Here is a 17,924-nt window from a genome sequence, read left to right as displayed (position 1 = left end):
AACCGCTAAAATCTCATTTAACCGCTAAATTCCCATTTAACCGTTATTATAGGCTGACAGGTTCGTATTTCAAACCAAATACATCGGCTACAGCTTTATAAACGATTTTTCCTTCTACAATATTCAGTCCAAGAGCCAATGCCGGATTATCTTTGCAGGCTTTTTTCCATCCCTTATTTGCTAAAGCGATCACGTAGGGGAGGGTGGCATTGGTCAGTGCAAGAGTGGAAGTATAAGGTACGGCTCCCGGAATATTAGCTACTGCATAATGAACGATTCCGTCTACAATATAGGTCGGTGCACTGTGGGTGGTTGGGTGAGAAGTCTCGAAGCATCCTCCCTGGTCAATTGCTACATCTACTAATACTGTGCCGGGTTGCATCATCGAAAGCATCTCTTTAGTAATCAGATGTGGTGCTTTATCGCCGGGAATCAATACGGAACCGACAACTAAATCAACATCCGGCAATTCTTTTCTGATTCTTAGTTCGGATGCATACAATGTCTTTACATTCTTAGGAAGTGTTTCACTCAAATAGCGCAAACGTGCCAGATTTATATCTGTGATAGTGACGTCTGCCCCCATTCCCGCAGCCATTTGTGCAGCATTGCTACCTACGATTCCGCCACCTAAAATTAATACTTTAGCCGGTTTAACACCTGGCACACCTCCCAAAAGAATACCTTTTCCACCCTGCGGCTTTTCTAGAAAACGGGCACCTTCCTGAATAGACATACGTCCGGCAACTTCGCTCATCGGAATTAATAAAGGTAATGTGTGGTCTGCTTCTTCTACAGTTTCGTAAGCCAGGCATATTGATTTGTTGGAGAGCATGGCAAGGGTTAACTCCCTGTCGGAAGCAAAATGGAAATAAGTGAATAGTAACTGTCCTTTTCTTATTAAGTTATATTCAGTGATTATCGGCTCTTTCACCTTTACGATCATCTCGGCAGTGGCGTAAATATCTTCTATTGTTGGCAGGATATGTGCGCCGACAGCTTGATATGCTTCATCCGGAAAACCGCTATTTATTCCCGCTGTATGTTGGATAAATACCCGATGCCCTTGTTTTACCACTTCAGCCACTCCCGAAGGTGTCATGCCTACACGGTTCTCATTGTTTTTGATTTCCTTTGGTACTCCGATAATCATAATGTTGCGTATTAAAGATTTAACATGTTCGAAAGTACGAAAAATCCCCTTACGTTGTTGTTCGTAAGGGGATGTTTTAGAACAGAATGTCTTCGCGTGTTGAGATGAATAAATGCGTAGAGTGGTTGTTTTATAGACATTCACTGCCCTGCTTGTTGATTTTCATGCTTTTTCCATAGAGACCCACTCGAGCTATGTTGTTATAAAAGGGTTCTGCAATATCGTACTTAAAAGGAAGTACTTCTTCATTATCTTTGTTTATGTATCCCCACTTGGACGACTGGCTTTCAATACAAACAGCAGCTAATCCTTCAGAAAAAGAGCATCCGTTATCATATTCCAGCGGAATGATAACTTCTCCTTTCTTATTAATGAATCCTACTTTGTTGTGTAGTGAGACGAGGGCTAATCCTTCCGCGAATTGCTCCATTTGACTGTAAGTCGGTGGAAGAATGTAGTTTCCTTGTCTGTCAATCAGTCCCCATAATCCATCGTGACATACTCGTGCACATTCTTGCTCAAACGAGTGAGCGGCTGCGTATTTAAACGGAATCCGTATTTGTCCGGTATGGTCGATGAATCCGTATTGAGAATTAAGTACTACCAGCCCTAATCCTTCTTTAAACGAGAAAGCCCGTTCATACATTAGAGGAATGACAACGTCATACTCTTTATTAATGTATCCCCATTGGATTTTTCCTTTAACCGGTGCCAATCCTTCAGAGAAACGGCCAATGGCCGAGAAGCGCTTTTTCTTATTAGCTACCCCATAAGCTAAAAAAGAAGCGAAGAACTTTGTAATAGTGCTGCTCATTTTCTTTATTGTTTGTGTGGTAAGCGTCCGGATACCATATATATACAAGAGAAGCGTGGACGTCGTTAGTTCATTCTATTCAAGGCTCTGGTAAGCCCAACAGTGAATGAACAACAGAGTCCACGCCCTTGCATATAACAAAGACGTGAACGCTTAGTTGCCATTACCCCACTGTTGATGAATTTACCAGATTCTGAATAGGGATAATATTCTAAACGCTTCTACGTTATTTTCCGTAATAAGTGCGGACAAAGATACGGATTTTCTGTTAATCGGCAATGCTTTTGGAGGATAAAGATTTAGCGATGGACGAGATGTGTAGATAAAATATAAAGTAGTTAGTGGACAGAATAAAAAAACTCCCCTTACGCTTTTGGTAAAGAGAGTTTTTTATAGTTTGTTATTTAGTGATATCTATAAGAATATAGATGGTAATATGTTATTAGTTTAATAATCCAGGATTGGCATCAATTGCATCTTGTGGAATACGCAATGTATAGCGGGAGTCATCTTGTACAAGTGTGTAGGTCACATCTTCTATTTCTTTTTTGATTTCTGGTCGGGTAGTTCGGCGTAAATCAAACCAGCGATGTCCTTCAAAAGCAAGCTCACGAGCGCGTTCTTTCAGAATTTCTGTGATTAGCTTTTCTTGGCTCATCGCATTTATTTCATTCTTCTTTTGTTCATAACCTTCTGGTGTATAACGATTCTCTACTAACTTTAGAAGTCGTGAACGTGCTTCAGGCAATTTGTTTAAATGTGCAGCAGCTTCTGCTGAATTTAAATAAAACTCTCCAGTGCGGAAAGTACATTTGAATCTAGATTCACCACTTTTGATAGAAGTATAATCTCCATTTTTATTTGCTTGATAGTACTTGTTTGGGCGTAGATCTTTTCCTTCCTCATATTCTTGTAAAAATGCAGGGTACAGTAAGAGTGATCCGGCATAATCGCTATTCGGGAAAATTTCATAGGCAGTGATCATTTCTACAGATGTAAATTCATTAGGAAGTTTGTCTCCTTCATCGTTTAGGTTCACTAATGTTGATTTTCCGGCTAGTACACGTTCCGAAGATTCATAAGATTTGCCCCATTCACCCATGTATAAATATACCCGTGATTCCATAGCATCTACTGACAATGTTGAGAAACGGTATGAATATTGAACTTCCCATTCTTTTTTATAAATCAGTTTCCTTGCTGTTTCTATATCAGACAATATGGAGGTATATATTTCTTTTACAGTGTTTCGTGATGGTATTTCTTCTAAATCAGTATTGAGTTTGAGAGGAACTGCTTTGGTTTCTAATGCTCCGGCAGCTGTATAAGGTTGTCCATAAAGATTGACCAATATAAAGTGCATATATGCTCTCATGAGGTAAGCTTCTCCAACTAATTGATTAATATCTTCTTGACTTCCTTCTGATATTTCATCTTTTTTATCGATGATTGCGTTGGCATAATAGATATTGGTATAATAGGCCGCCCATCCAAATTGTCTCGTACTTGCATTCGGATTAACATCATTCCATTTTTCAACATCTCCTAAAGAATTTTTGGAAGTGGCATCAGACTGTAATATGGTTGCGATATCTGTTCTGATTTCGCATATTCCTCTGTCATTGAGTGCTGTATTGTAAGCTGTTGTGAATAAAGCTCTGTATTCAGCTAGCGTATTGGGAATTACTTGGCCTACTGGCTGTATGTCCAAATAACTATCACAAGAAGATAATAACAGGCTTCCTATTAATGTGAATATATAATATATTTTCTTTGTCATAATATATTTTTTAAAAGTTAAGACTTAGATTGAAGGTAATGGATTTGGGAACTGGGGTAGAGTATAGGTTGCCCATTGACTCCGGATCCATATAATTATCATAATTAGAGCTGATAACGAATAGGTTACGAGCTTCTAAGCCTACAGTGGCTCCACCTATACTTAGTTTATGCAGCCATTCGGATGGAACCCGATAAGCAAGACGAATATTTTGTAGGCGTACAAAGCTTAGTTTTTTTACCCAGATGTCCAGTGATCTGTAAATGTCATTTCGAGTACTGAACAAGTAGTAGTCAGCCGGATTGTAGTTATACGTTGCTAATGCAGGGAATTTTCCTGTTTTATTTTCCGGCGTCCATCTATCTAGTATGTCTCTATTCATATTGCGTCCTGGATCTAGGTCAGACACATTATAACTTGGAGTAGTTTTTACGTGTGCTCCAAAATTATAAGAAAAATTCAGGTTCAGTTCCCAATTGCGGTAATTGAACGTATTTAGAAAACCGCCCGTATAGGGAGCGTCTGACGTTCCGACATAGCTGTAGAAATCTCTTTGTTCTTCGCTATTCGGTCCTATTTGGTAAGTGCCAAGTCCGTCTTCATTCGATGTCATTCTAAATAATTCTTCTACAGTGACAGCTTTGCCCTCTTTATTCTCAAGATAGATTTGTCCTGTATCAGGATTTATACCTTTTGTTTTTAGCGCAAAGATTGCACCTACAGGATATCCTTCCAGACTAGGAGTCACTTGGCTTTTATCTGTAAGTACTTTTAGTACTTTATTTTGATTATATGCGAAGTTGAAAGTAGTGTACCAAGAGAAGTTTTTAGTGGTGATATTACGTGTCTGCAGATTTACTTCTACACCTTTATTTTCCATACTAGCCCAGTTTATAGACATATTAGTGAATCCATTTTCCAAAGCTAATGCTTTAGAACCAATTAAGTCTGTTCCTTTTCTATAGTAGTAATCCACACTAAGATTGATGGCTTGATTGAGTACGGAAAAATCCATTCCTAAATTGTAAGATGCTGTTTTTTCCCAGCGTAATTTACTGTTGGGAGCACTATTGATAATAATATTTTCTTCACTGTAACCAGGTAAAATATTCACATTATCATATTTCCCGACTAGGAATGGAGAGGTTCCCTTATCAATATTTCCTTGCAAACCATAAGAAAGGCGAAGAGCTAAATTATCAATCCATTTGTATTGTCTAATGAACGATTCATTAGATAAACGCCACAAACCGCTTACCGAATAGATTGGTAAGAAACGGTATTTCTTATCTACTCCGAATAAGTCAGAACCATCCATGCGCACACTTCCTCCCAATGTATAACGATTCATTAAAGTATATGAACCATTGGCAAAGAAAGAAGCAAAAGCGTTTTCCTTGTACGATTTAGTTTTTAGATTCCAATCATTGGCTTGTGCTTCATCATTAAATATGAGATTCTGGAATGTTAGTTTCTTGGGATCATATCCGTATCCGGTTGAGGCTTGGTTGTCTACCCAGTTTTTGCGAATTTCCGAACCAGCCATTATCTGTATGTCATGTATATCCCCAAATGTGTTTTTGTATTCTCCCTGGATTTTCCATGTGAGTTGTGAAGTTGTACTATTAGTTGTTTTAAGCATACCTCCTTCTGGTATGAGATAAGTGTGTACACCATCTTTCCAATATTTATTGGTTTCACGTATATTCCTAATATTATATGAATTTATCCCGGCATATTCTTCTTGCGACAATTGATCCCATTGCACACCAATCTGTGAATAAACTTTCCACTGATCGTTAAAACGTAGCTGAACATCAAAGATAGAATTGATGGCTGTGGTGACAGATTCTTTATTGGTGTTTGCTCGTTCTTCGAATATATTAAAGCCTTGCTTTTCATCTGTTTCATTACTTCTGACTACGTCGTAATCGTAAAGGTAGTTTCCTTGTTCGTCAAACGGAGCAAAGTAAGGGTTGGCGATACGTGAATAATATATAGGGTTAATAAGTCCGTAAGTATCAGTCATAAATGTGTTATTCTTGCGTCTGTTGGCAAAAATAGACATTCCAATTTTTAATATTTTGTTGATTTGGTAAGACGTTTTACTGGTCAGATTAAAACGGCTCATGCTTACACCTGGTACATTTCCGTTTTCTTTGACATAACCAAGTGAGTTGTAATAAGTAACCTTTTCGCTACCACCAGAAATGCTAAAGTTATATTCTTGCGTAAAAGCATCTCTGAATAATATGTCATTCCAATCTGTATTGATTGTTTTCAGTTTGTTTATAGCATTTTGGGCTTCAGGTGTCAGTCCGTTCCACCCCTGTTCTTTATAGATGTCTATTAAGTTATATTGTTTCATGATAGCAGCAACTTTTCCTTTTTCAGGAAATACCGGTATCGGATCTGTTAATCCCCATAATATGTCAAACCGTGCTTCTTTTAACAATTGAAGTTCCAAATCGACTTTCTCTTCCGAGTTTAGTAAGTTGAGTCGTGAAGTATTGAGATTTGGAGTATAAGTCAATTTAGTATTGAAGTTAATAACAGGTTTTCCGGTTTTTCCTCTTTTGGTTGTTACCACAATTACGCCATTTGCAGCACGTGCACCATAGATAGCAGTAGCAGCTGCATCTTTTAATATCGTAATGCTTTCAATGTCGTTTGGACTTAAACCTGCGATAGAAGATTGTGACATATTTACGATGTCATTATCGTTGTCTTTGTTGATTTCTGGAATATCTGTCCCCTCTAAAGGTATTCCATCCAATACCCACAACGGGTCTTGTGTTCCATTCAGTGAAGCAGTACCACGAATACGAATACGTGCTGGAGCTCCCGGTGCACCGGAAGTTGTCGTTACAGCCACACCGGCGATTTGTCCCGCTAATGCCTGGTCGATACTTTTTGCAGCACCTACCATTCCATCTGTAACATCTACTTTGGCAATGGCAGCAGTCAGTTTACGACGTTCCAGTTCTTGATAACCGGTTACTACGACGTCTCCCAATGTGTGTGCAGAAGCTTGAAGTACAATACGATAAGTATCTTTTCCTGCTTGCAAAACGATGTCTTGTTCTTCAAATCCTATATAACTACAATGTAACCTAGTCACCTTTTCCGGAATGGAAATGGAGAATTTACCATCCATATCAGTGATAGTACCTAGAGAAGTCTGTGATGCTCCGGCCTTTTTCAAGTCATCTGCGTTAACATATACGGAAGCACCGATCAGAGGTTCATTATCTTCACCGGATATAACGACTCCGGTGATTGTACGATTAGCAGCGCTGGCAAAGGCCAGCGCATTTGCAAAGAGGCATATAAGAATGCACAAGTATTTTTTTCTCATTAATGTAGATAGTTAAAGTAATAAGTGGTTTTATTTGATTCCTAAAGCAGTATTAATACGTAGAATCATGTCCTCATAATGATAGCGTGCAGCAGTATCGGAAGTTCCGAAACGGTTCTGCAACAACTTCTTGATACGTAATAATTCACCGCGTTTCACAGAGATAGCATCTGAAATACGGTTGAGCTGACTGCCATAGAAATTGAGCACACGTGGAGCACCCATCCGGTCTTCCTGACGAAGTGCACGTTGTTCGGCAGCGTAACAGCTACAGAAAGGAGTAGCGTGGTCAAGCAAGAAATGTTCGTTGGCGATCTTCTTGTTGATTTTAACAGCTTCCGGTTCTGCAGCGGCTGTAAGTAATGCATCGAGGAAGTTTTTCTGCAAAGAACGTTCCATAACATTAGGGATACCACCGCGTTCGGTAACACCGAAAATATTCTTATGAAGTCCGTCCATAAGTTCCACTACTGTAAAGGCTTTCTTTCCGTTGACAGATTCATTCTCTATCATACGCATCAAACGAGTATTGCCAAGTAAATCCCAAAGGATATAGGCTTGGGCGTTCTTTAAGATTTGTGTAGGAGCATTTTCCTGTTTTCCGATGGGAGTATTGCGAAGTAGATAAGTATATTGCCCCACTTCCGTGTCAAACAGCCATTTAGGGTATGTCAAAACTTCATCCATCAGAAATTTCAGTGAAGCTTGTTGTTTCTCTTTCTCTACGAATGTATAAGTTTTAACGCCGTCTCCTACAATTGTATTTTCAATGTAGATGCCGCCAATATTGGCAAGGACATGATATAAATAGTTGTTCCATTGGTTGATTACAGCGTAGTAGAGGCGAGATGCTTCTTCATAAGTTTGTCCCTTCTCACCGGTAGTAGTCCATTGAAGAATTTGTGGAACGATACGTTTCAGATTCTCAATGCCAAGTAAAGAAGAGCGAACCGGATCATCACCTAAATCTTCGTTCTGTGCACGTGGATCTACCGCATCGCGGACATCCTGTGCTTCACTATATTTATAAAGCCGATCAGTATGTTTGCTCAAGAAATCGAATAAAATATCCTTTTCTTCTTCCGGAGTACTCTTTCCGTACCAACGATATCCATATTCGATAGCGAACATATCGTATGGACCGATATGCGGAGAAAGAACTTTCACGCCATCTCCAGGCTGTGCGATATAATTGAATCGTGCATAATCCATGATAGATGAAGCGGTAGAGTTCATTCTGGAAGTGAATGCTTCGGAACGTAATGAATCTGTCGGGAAAGCCCATGAACCCATCATATTGTGGCGGAGTCCCAGAGAGTGGCCTACCTCATGACAGGCGACGAATCGAATGGCATCTCCCATCAAAGCATCAGGCAATTGTACATTACGTGCTTCCGGACACACTGTTCCGGTCTGGACAGTAATCCATTCACGTACCATAGAAAGCACATTGTGCCACCACATAATATCAGCTTCCAGAATTTCTCCGGAACGGGGATCTAACAGAGAAGGTCCCATTGCATTTTTCTTTTCCGAAGCAGCATAAGTCAGTACGGAGTAATTGACATCATCCATGTCTACATGCATACTGTCCGTGATTTCTTTGGCGATAATCGCATTCTTGAAACCAGCCTTTTCAAAGGCAATCTGCCAGTCCTCGATACCTTTCTTAATGTACGAACGCCATTGGTAAGGAGTTGAATTATCAATGTAGAAGACAATCGGTTTGGCAGGTTCTACCATCTGACCTTTCAGATAAGCCTCCCGATCTTCCGGTTTGGGTTCCATACGCCAGCGGGTGATATACTGTGTCTTATCCGTACGCTGCTGCGCATCACTGAAACTTAATAACGGATTCGTGAAATAACCGACCTTCTGATTGTCGAATCGCCCCATCATCGGCTTTTCGGGCAATAAGAGAATAGAAGAACTAACTTCCACCGTTACATAAACAGTAGTAGTACCTTCCGTTACCCGGGTAGTCAACTCGGAAGTTGCCACGACATTGTTTGAAAAGGATTTGATGGATAGAATACGTGATAAATTCTTGATAGCCGAAGTACCCAGATTAATATTGGTAAATACGTTATTGATACTGGTTTCCGTACCATCATAAATATCATTCACCTTGATTACTAATGCCGTAGAATCTGCATTGACTGCTTCGATCTTGAATGCGGCAATCAGCGGAGAGATAAAATTATCCTTTACCGAACGGAAGATAGCGTCCGTTTGGGGGGCCAGAGGTAATGGGCGTTGTTGGCGTAACATTAGTTTGCCCGTCGCTTTGTCCCATTCCATGCAAACCATCTGATTCTCATAGTTTACTCCGCGGTTTACGCCCGCATCATTAAGTTCGGCAGGAACTCGTTGCAGCTTATTGACAACTAATAAGTCACGTCCCAAAAGTGAGGTGGGAATTTCAAAATAATAATCATTCTTCTTTTGATGTACAGCAAACATCCCTTTGGTCGTTTTACTGTCTTCCACTAATTTCTCGTAGTCGCTTTTACTCTTCTCTTCTTTCTCTTCTGGTTTTTTCTTTTTCTTTTTAAACCAACTCAGATTTTCTGTAGCGGGGGTAGTTGCAAATGCCGAGAGCGCTTCTCCACTCAGCAATATACATGCAATGACCGCTGCCATTACTTTTACATACATTCTCATTGAGTTTCTAACTTTTAATTATAATTAAAAAACGGCTACAAAAGTACTAATATAAATAACATAATGACTACTAATTTGCAATGAATATAACATTAAAAAGAAATATTAACTAGTATCTACGGTCATCATTCTCCTCGGATATTTCATAGTTTAGTGGGAATAGTGTACATTTGCGGGAGTAAAAAAGTGAACGGAATGATGAGACGATATATCACTGCTTTGATGTTGGCTTGCTGCATCGGAGGGTATGGACAAGAGAAGAAGCAAGTAACCTTTGTACCTCCTTTTGACTTTCCTCTTACATTGAGTGGGAACTTTGGAGAAATTCGCTCCAATCACTTCCACGGCGGACTGGATTTTAAGACAGGCGGAGTTATCGGTAAACCCGTTCGTGCTCTCGCTGATGGCTATATTTCGCGTATTCGCGTCACGAATGGTTCGGGATATGTACTTGATGTCTGTTATCACAATGGCTATTCAACGATCAACCGCCATTTGAGTGGTTTTGTTTCTCCCATTGCCGAAAGGGTGGAGAAACTTCAATATGAAGAAGAAAGCTGGGAAGTAGAGATTGTTCCTGAACCGGAAGAATATCCGGTAAAAGGAGGCCAGCAGATCGCATGGAGCGGAAATACCGGATATTCGTTCGGTCCGCATCTTCATCTGGATGTGTTTGAAACGGAATCGGGAGATTATATTGACCCTATGCCTTTCTTTCAATCGAAAATAAAAGATACGCGTGCTCCGAAAGCGGATGGCATTCTATTTTTTCCACAACTGGGTAAAGGAGTAGTGGATGGAAAGCAAGAGAATAAAACCATTCTTCCCAATAGTGAGCGTCCGGTGGAAGCATGGGGAGTGATAGGTGTGGGGATCAAAGCATACGATTACATGGATGGAGTGAATAACCATTATGGAGTTTATTCGGTTGTACTTACGGTAGATGGAAATGAAATATTTCGTAGCACCGTAGATCGCTTCTCGCAGGAAGAGAACCGGATGATTAATTCCTGGACTTACGGGCAATATATGAAATCTTTCATTGATCCGGGCAACACTTTGCGTCTGCTAAAAGCATCGAATGATAACCGTGGCTTGGTGACGATTGATGAGGAACGGGACTATCAGTTCTTATATACATTAAAAGATGCTTTCGGAAACACTTCCAAATATAGTTTCACCGTACGGGGTCGGAAACAGCCGATTGAACCGTTGAATCATCGGGAGAAATATTATTTTACCTGGAATAAGACTAATTATCTGCAAGAACCGGGATTAAACTTGGTTGTTCCGAAAGGAATGTTGTATGATGATGTTCCCCTCAATTATCAGGTGAAGGCGGATAGTGGTGCCGTTGCTTTTACTTATCAACTGAATGATAAGGCGGTTCCGCTGCATGCAGCTTGTGAACTGTGTATCGGGTTGCGTAGAAAACCAATTGCCGATACGACGAAATATTATGTGGCCCGCATAACTCCCAAAGGAGGAAAGTACAGCGTAGGCGGAAAGTATGAAGACGGATACATGAAAGCATCTATCCGGGAGTTGGGAACTTACACTGTTGCCATCGATACCATCCCGCCGGAGATTATCCCTGTCAACAAGAATCAGTGGGGAAGAAACGGAAAAATTGTCTATCGTTTGAAAGATCAGGGCGCGGGAATTGCTTCCTATCGTGGAACGATTGACGGAAAGTATGCGCTTTTCGGACGTCCCAATATTGTGAAATCATACTGGGAATGTACGTTGGACCCCAAACGCGTAAAGAAAGGAGGCAAGCATACTGTTGAATTTACAGTGACCGACTATTGTGGGAATGAAACAGTAGCCCGTGAAAGCTTTGTTTGGTAAATTATTAAAAGTGAATCATATATTTATTATGAAGAGAAGAATTATTCTTTGTGCCGCCGTATTGATGGCGGCTGTGGCGAACACCTTCGCCTGCACCAACCTGATTGTCGGAAAAAATGCGTCTGCCGATGGCTCGACGATTGTTTCCTATTCTGCCGACTCGTATGGCTTATTCGGAGAACTTTATCATTATCCGGCTGCTACCTATCCAAAAGGTACGATGCTGAAAGTTTATGAATGGGATACCGGCAAGTATCTGGGAGAAATAGAGCAGGCACGCCAGACTTACAATGTAGTCGGTAATATGAATGAATATCAGGTTACCATTGGTGAGACAACTTTCGGCGGACGTCCGGAATTGGCCGATTCTACAGGGATTATCGATTACGGAAGTCTGATTTATATCGGTTTGCAACGTTCGCGCACTGCCCGTGAAGCAATTAAGATCATGACCGACTTAGTGCAGCAATACGGCTATTATAGCGAAGGAGAATCCTTTACTATTGCCGATCCGAACGAAATATGGATTATGGAAATGATTGGTAAAGGTCCCGGCATCCGTGGAGCAGTTTGGGTAGCTGTACGTGTGCCCGATGATTGTATTTCGGCCCATGCCAACCAGTCACGTATCCATCAGTTTGATATGAACGACAAGGAAAACTGCATGTACTCTCCGGATGTCGTTTCTTTTGCCCGCGAGAAGGGATATTTTAATGGAGTAAACAAAGACTTTAGCTTCTCATTAGCCTATGCGCCTCTTGATTTTGGTGCACGTCGTTTCTGTGAGGCTCGTGTGTGGAGCTATTTTAATAAGTTCACAGATAACGGAAAAGATTATCTTCCTTACATTGAGGGAAAGACCAATACGCCGATGCCTCTTTTTGTGAAACCAAAACATAAGTTATCCGTGCAAGATGTGAAAGATATGATGCGCGACCATTATGAAGGAACGCCTCTTGACATCTCCAATGATTTCGGAGCCGGACCTTATAAGACACCTTATCGTCTTTCTCCTCTGAACTTCAAAGTAGACGGTCAGGAATATTTCAACGAACGTCCGATTTCCACTCAACAAAGCGGGTTTGTATTTGTTGCACAAATGCGGGCTCATAAGCCGGACCCGATAGGCGGTGTACTTTGGTTTGGCGTGGATGATGCGAATATGGCTGTATTTACCCCGGTTTATTGTTGTGCTACTAAAGTGCCGGTATGTTATACCCGTGTAGATGGGGCCGATTATATTACTTTTTCCTGGAATTCTGCTTTCTGGATTTTCAACTGGGTATCTAATATGGTCTATCCGCGTTATGATTTGATGATCGGTGATGTACGGGAAGCGCAGAAAGAAATGGAAACAACTTTCAACAATGCACAGGAAGGCATTGAAGAAATGGCTGCCAAACTGCTGGCAAAAGATAAGAACGCAGCGGTTGACTTTCTGACAAACTATACAAATATGACCGCACAAAGCACTTTCGATACTTGGAAACAATTGGGTACATTCTTGATTGTGAAGTACAATGATGGAGTGGTGAAACGTGTTAAAGACGGTAAGTTTGAGCGTAATTCTATCGGACAACCTGCCGGAGTGATGCGTCCCGGATATCCGAAAGAATTCTTGCAGGAATATGTCAAGCAGACTGGTGACAGATATTTGGTAAAATGAAGAATTAAGAATGAAAAATGAAGAATTATGCTTTGCAAATATGTCTTATAATGCGATTCTTCATTTTTCATTCTTAATTCTTCATTAAATAACTAGGAATTATAAACTTATTATTTTACATTTGTGTGCTCAAGAAATTGATAATAAATAATTCATTAACCAATAAATAACAATCGAAATGGAAAATCAGGAACTTATTAAACAGGTCACTGAAAAAGCCGAAAAATGGCTAACCCCGGCTTATGATGCTGAAACCCAGGCTGAAGTGAAACGTATGTTGGAAAACGATGATAAAACCGAACTAATTGAAGCTTTCTACAAAGATCTTGAATTTGGTACTGGTGGTCTGCGTGGTATTATGGGGGTAGGTAGCAATCGTATGAATATCTATACGGTAGGTGCTGCCACTCAAGGACTTTCCAACTATCTGAAAAAGAACTTCAAAGACCTGCCGCAGATTTCTGTAGTAGTAGGTCACGATTGCCGCAACAACAGCCGTTTGTTTGCGGAGACTTCTGCTAATATTTTCTCTGCCAATGGTATCAAAGTATATCTGTTTGACGACATGCGTCCGACACCGGAAATGTCTTTCGCCATCCGTCACCTCGGTTGCCAGAGCGGTATCATTCTGACTGCTTCTCACAATCCGAAAGAATACAACGGTTACAAGGCATATTGGGACGATGGTGCACAGGTATTGGCTCCACACGATAAAGGTATCATCGACGAAGTGAATGCAATTGCTTCTGCTGCCGATATCAAATTCCAGGGAAATCCGGATTTGATTCAGATTATCGGTGAAGACATCGATAAGATTTATCTGGATATGGTGAAAACTGTTTCTATTGATCCGGCAGCTATCGCCCGTCACAAAGATATGAAGATTGTCTATACTCCGATTCATGGTACAGGTATGATGTTGATTCCTCGTGCATTGAAAATGTGGGGATTCGAAAACGTATTTACTGTGCCCGAACAGATGATTAAGGACGGTAATTTCCCGACTGTCGTATCTCCGAACCCGGAAAACGCCGAAGCTCTTTCTATGGCTGTAAACCTTGCCAAAGAAATTGATGCTGACCTCGTTATGGCTTCCGACCCGGATGCTGACCGTGTGGGTATTGCTTGCAAGGATGATAAAGGCGAATGGGTACTGATTAACGGTAACCAGACTTGTATGATGTACCTTTATTATATTCTGACACAGTACAAACAACTGGGTAAGATTAAAGGTGGCGAGTTCTGTGTGAAGACAATCGTTACAACTGAATTAATCAAGAAAATCGCAGATAAGAACAATATCGAAATGCTTGACTGCTACACCGGATTTAAATGGATTGCCCGTGAAATCCGTCTGCGTGAAGGCAAACAGAAATATATCGGTGGCGGTGAAGAAAGCTACGGATTCCTTGCCGAAGATTTCGTTCGCGATAAAGATGCCGTATCAGCTTGCTGTTTGATTGCTGAAGTTGCTGCATGGGCAAAAGATAATGGTAAATCCTTGTATCAGTTGTTGCTGGATATCTACGTAGAATACGGATTCTCTAAAGAGTTTACTGTAAACGTAGTGAAACCGGGTAAGAGTGGTGCAGAAGAAATCAAAGCTATGATGGAGAACTTCCGTGCCAATCCTCCGAAAGAATTGGGTGGCTCTAAAGTGATCTTAAGCAAAGATTATAAGACACTGAAACAGACAGATGATAAAGGTAACGTAACTGCAATCGATATGCCGGAACCATCTAACGTACTTCAATATTTCACTGAAGACGGTAGCAAAGTTTCTGTTCGTCCTTCAGGTACAGAACCTAAGATTAAGTTCTATATGGAAGTTCAGGGTGAAATGGGTTGCCGCAATTGTTATGCTTCTGCCGAATCTGCTGCAATGGAAAAGATTGAAGCAGTGAAGAAATCATTGGGTATCTGATTTTGTTTCTTCTGAAATTTCAGATATAGATAACGAAAGATAAATAATAAATAGCGCCTCCATGGTCTTTTCGAAGATTATGGAGGCGCTTCTTTTTCTCTATACATAGCCCTGATTCTGCCTATTTTCGGGCTTTTTCCCCAACTTGGCACAGTTCTTTCATTTCCTTTGCATTCTTTAAGTCCACTTGCTAATCCTTCTTGCGAGAATCTTGTTGTATTGACATCATCTCAATTTCAACCCGCAGGCTGCGGATACACATGTTTTGTTGATGCTTTAGAGTGATACGTTCAGTTTCATATTCGTAAGTTGTTCGTTTGTAGTTATGTGTATTTCGTGGCCTGCTTTTTTAGTCTATTTTTCAGTCAGTGCTATTTCTTTTTTTCTGTTATTTCTTCGTGCCTATCCAAGTCCATTTATGCCATATTGTTTCCAATGGTCCTTGTTTATGTTTAGACAGCCACCATTTGCAGAACCGAACCTGCGCCAGGAAAAGAATAATACCGATAATCAGGCTAAGAGTATATCCACAGTAAGGAGCAAGATAGAATCCGAATGGGAAATAGATAATGGCTCCCAGAATAGATTGAGAAATATAATTGGTCAAACTCATTTTTCCGTAGAATCGCAGATTAGATACAGTTTTCTTGAACTGATCCTTCTGATAAAGCAACACGAAAGAAGCAACAAGTACAATCGTAAATGCAAATTTCTGCCACATATCAAAGGCAGTACCTACCGTTTGCTGAATTAAACTGCTGTCACTTAGCATGATCTGTTCTTTCAGAGAATACAGTGGCGCGAAACTGATAGCTGCAATAATAAGTGCTTTCATCCAGAACTTCAAATGAGATTCGGTAGTAACGAACAATTCTTTGCGTCCGATATATAAGCCAAACAGGAAAAGTCCGGCAGTCTGCAAGAAACGTCCGGCACCGATAGCCCAAAACAGACTTGCTTTCTGTCCCAGCGTAACATTACCTATCAGAAAATCCCAAAAGCTTCCGGCTTTGGTGTATTCTGCTACTTCAGCATACATGGCTCCGACATTCAAATCGGGTAGGGTATAGGCAGGATTGAAAAGGCTCATTATATAATGAAACCATTCAATCGGTTGCAGTGAAAACAAGATGGCGGTGATTAGAATTGCTTTGTCACTCCATTTACGTACGATAAATAGTACAAGACTGACTACAACAAACAGAAGCAGGACATCTCCTGCCGGGAAGAAAGCAGCATTCAAAGTGGCGAATCCTGCCAGCAATATCATTCTCCATAAAAAGCGGTAACCAAAGTCCTTTCCTTTCAACTGCTGGTTGTGCGACTGGATATAGAAAGTGAATCCGAAAAGCAGAGCGAATATAGCATAAGACTTTCCGGCAAGCAGTGAAAATGTCGCATTAAATACTCCGGCATCCAAAATGGTGAGCCATTCAGGAGAGTTTTCCGGATATACGGGGAAAATGAAATGTTCCAAGTTATGAACCAGAAGGATGGCCATTACAGCAAATCCTCTAAGAGCATCTACTACTTCAATTCGGGGTGTTTTTGTTGATAATTCCATGGGGCTAATTTATGATTGTTTTTAGTAAATGTTCATTTTACCCATCTCTAAGCAGGCTTCGGGAACATACTGACGGATTCCTTTGATGATATTTTCCATGTTTGATTTATTCATTTGGATGCTCTATCCACCAATCAATCATCTTTCGGGCAAGACTAAGTTTTCTGGGAAGTTCGGGTAAATTGTCTCTTGTATAAAAGTCTCCCGAACTCAATTCTTCATCTTGGAGGTTGATTTCCCCTCCGGCATAATCAGCAATAAAGCCGACCATTAGTCCGCTGGGATAAGGCCAGGGCTGATTACCGAAATAAGTGATATTCTTTACATCCAGTCCGGTTTCTTCTTTCACTTCACGTGCTACACATTCTTCTAGCGTTTCTCCGGTTTCCAGAAATCCGGCAACGAGACTGTTGAATGTTCCTTTAAAATTGCGGGCGTGCACTAAAAGTAGTGAATCTTTTTTTCTCACTAATACAAGAATCGCTGTGGAAATGGAAGGATATACCTCCCGGCCACATTTCGGACAACGCTTCATGATAGATTCTTTCTGTTCCATAGGCGTGCCGCAGGCGGAACAAAAGCGGCTGTTTCTATCCCAATGCAGAATCTCATGTGCTTTTCCTGCTGTCTGATAATGAGACAAAGGAAGATATTCATAGGAGGCACGAAGCCCTATCATGATCCATTGCTCCGATTCTTCAATGGGAGAGGAGAGGGAGAAAGCCTTGCAGTTTCTCCCTTCCAGTGTAGTGATATTGTGTACGGTTGTTTTTTCTTTAATAACAATAGGAGAGCTTTCTCCACACGGGATGGCATATATGCCATCTTCTTTTTTCTCAAGAAGCAGTTGGTCTTTGTAAAAGATAAACCACCATGATTGTGTTGTCTGATTCATTTTAATTCTAATTCTTGATCTTCGCGCTGCGAAGTTATAAAAAAACTAGATTGATATTTAGACTTATCAGATAAAATACAGGGCAACTGCACCAAAATTTGATTCATAACCGTGCAGAAATGAGCTAAATGATAATTTTGCGGAGTGCCCTGAAAGGGCTTAATTATATAGCGTAGGGCAACGCCCTACGTAAAAACGACAATCTGAATTTGCGCCCTGAAAGGGCATAATTGTATACGGTTCCGCCCTTTCAGG

Annotated in this window: 10 protein-coding genes; 3 read left to right on the top strand and 7 right to left on the bottom strand. The window is 40.7% G+C overall.

Annotation, left to right across the window (positions count from 1 at the left end):
* Positions 1-46: 46 nt before the first annotated feature.
* The 5 genes from ald to DW173_RS08765 form a co-directional block, all read right to left on the bottom strand.
* Complete coding sequence (gene ald / locus DW173_RS08785) at positions 47-1,153, bottom strand: alanine dehydrogenase (RefSeq protein ID WP_008025781.1); 1,107 nt, start codon at positions 1,151-1,153, stop codon at positions 47-49.
* 130 nt (positions 1,154-1,283) lie between these two features.
* Complete coding sequence (locus DW173_RS08780; RefSeq protein ID WP_087321905.1) at positions 1,284-1,967, bottom strand: WG repeat-containing protein; 684 nt, start codon at positions 1,965-1,967, stop codon at positions 1,284-1,286.
* A 442-nt stretch (positions 1,968-2,409) separates the two neighbouring features.
* Positions 2,410-3,747, bottom strand: a complete 1,338-nt coding sequence (locus DW173_RS08775; protein WP_120144329.1) for a RagB/SusD family nutrient uptake outer membrane protein — start codon at positions 3,745-3,747, stop codon at positions 2,410-2,412.
* 10 nt (positions 3,748-3,757) lie between these two features.
* Entirely contained in the window at positions 3,758-7,105 is a 3,348-nt protein-coding gene (locus tag DW173_RS08770; protein WP_120144327.1) for a SusC/RagA family TonB-linked outer membrane protein, read from the bottom strand.
* 30 nt (positions 7,106-7,135) lie between these two features.
* On the bottom strand, positions 7,136-9,769 hold the full coding sequence (locus DW173_RS08765) for a zinc-dependent metalloprotease (protein WP_120144325.1): 2,634 nt from the start codon (positions 9,767-9,769) through the stop codon (positions 7,136-7,138).
* A 198-nt stretch (positions 9,770-9,967) separates the two neighbouring features.
* Between DW173_RS08765 and DW173_RS08760 the strand changes: the two genes are divergently transcribed.
* The 3 genes from DW173_RS08760 to DW173_RS08750 all read left to right on the top strand — a co-directional run bounded on the left by DW173_RS08760 (position 9,968) and on the right by DW173_RS08750 (position 15,210).
* Positions 9,968-11,620 (top strand): M23 family metallopeptidase, encoded by a 1,653-nt coding sequence (locus DW173_RS08760; protein ID WP_044918878.1) that lies wholly within the window; start codon positions 9,968-9,970, stop codon positions 11,618-11,620.
* 28 nt (positions 11,621-11,648) lie between these two features.
* The gene (locus DW173_RS08755) at positions 11,649-13,286 is read left to right on the top strand and encodes a C69 family dipeptidase (RefSeq protein ID WP_053095326.1); all 1,638 of its coding nucleotides are present in this window, start codon (positions 11,649-11,651) and stop codon (positions 13,284-13,286) included.
* 178 nt (positions 13,287-13,464) lie between these two features.
* Positions 13,465-15,210, top strand: a complete 1,746-nt coding sequence (locus DW173_RS08750) for a phospho-sugar mutase (protein ID WP_004300737.1) — start codon at positions 13,465-13,467, stop codon at positions 15,208-15,210.
* Positions 15,211-15,598: 388 nt separating this feature from the next.
* Here the strand turns inward: DW173_RS08750 and DW173_RS08745 are convergent, their stop codons facing one another.
* Together DW173_RS08745 and nudC are read right to left on the bottom strand one after the other, a co-directional pair.
* On the bottom strand, positions 15,599-16,774 hold the full coding sequence (locus DW173_RS08745; protein ID WP_120144324.1) for a DUF418 domain-containing protein: 1,176 nt from the start codon (positions 16,772-16,774) through the stop codon (positions 15,599-15,601).
* A gap of 106 nt (positions 16,775-16,880) precedes the next feature.
* Positions 16,881-17,675 (bottom strand): NAD(+) diphosphatase, encoded by a 795-nt coding sequence (gene nudC, locus DW173_RS08740; protein ID WP_255421350.1) that lies wholly within the window; start codon positions 17,673-17,675, stop codon positions 16,881-16,883.
* Positions 17,676-17,924 lie beyond the last annotated feature (249 nt).

The organism is Bacteroides sp. AM16-13 (assembly GCF_003602705.1).
GTDB classification, from domain to species: domain Bacteria; phylum Bacteroidota; class Bacteroidia; order Bacteroidales; family Bacteroidaceae; genus Bacteroides; species Bacteroides xylanisolvens.
The sequence above is the reverse complement of the archived record's forward strand: the minus strand, read 5'-3'. Positions and strand labels throughout refer to the sequence as shown.

Bases quoted from the DNA above. Each gene is read 5' to 3' on its own strand.
- DW173_RS08745 (WP_120144324.1), bottom strand. From the start codon at position 16,774: ATGGAATTATCAACAAAAACACCCCGAATTGAAGTAGTAGATGCTCTT.
- DW173_RS08765 (WP_120144325.1), bottom strand. From the start codon at position 9,769: ATGAGAATGTATGTAAAAGTAATGGCAGCGGTCATTGCATGTATATTG.
- DW173_RS08755 (WP_053095326.1), top strand. From the start codon at position 11,649: ATGAAGAGAAGAATTATTCTTTGTGCCGCCGTATTGATGGCGGCTGTG.
- DW173_RS08780 (WP_087321905.1), bottom strand. From the start codon at position 1,967: ATGAGCAGCACTATTACAAAGTTCTTCGCTTCTTTTTTAGCTTATGGG.
- DW173_RS08775 (WP_120144329.1), bottom strand. From the start codon at position 3,747: ATGACAAAGAAAATATATTATATATTCACATTAATAGGAAGCCTGTTA.
- ald (WP_008025781.1), bottom strand. From the start codon at position 1,153: ATGATTATCGGAGTACCAAAGGAAATCAAAAACAATGAGAACCGTGTA.
- DW173_RS08750 (WP_004300737.1), top strand. From the start codon at position 13,465: ATGGAAAATCAGGAACTTATTAAACAGGTCACTGAAAAAGCCGAAAAA.
- DW173_RS08760 (WP_044918878.1), top strand. From the start codon at position 9,968: ATGAGACGATATATCACTGCTTTGATGTTGGCTTGCTGCATCGGAGGG.
- DW173_RS08770 (WP_120144327.1), bottom strand. From the start codon at position 7,105: ATGAGAAAAAAATACTTGTGCATTCTTATATGCCTCTTTGCAAATGCG.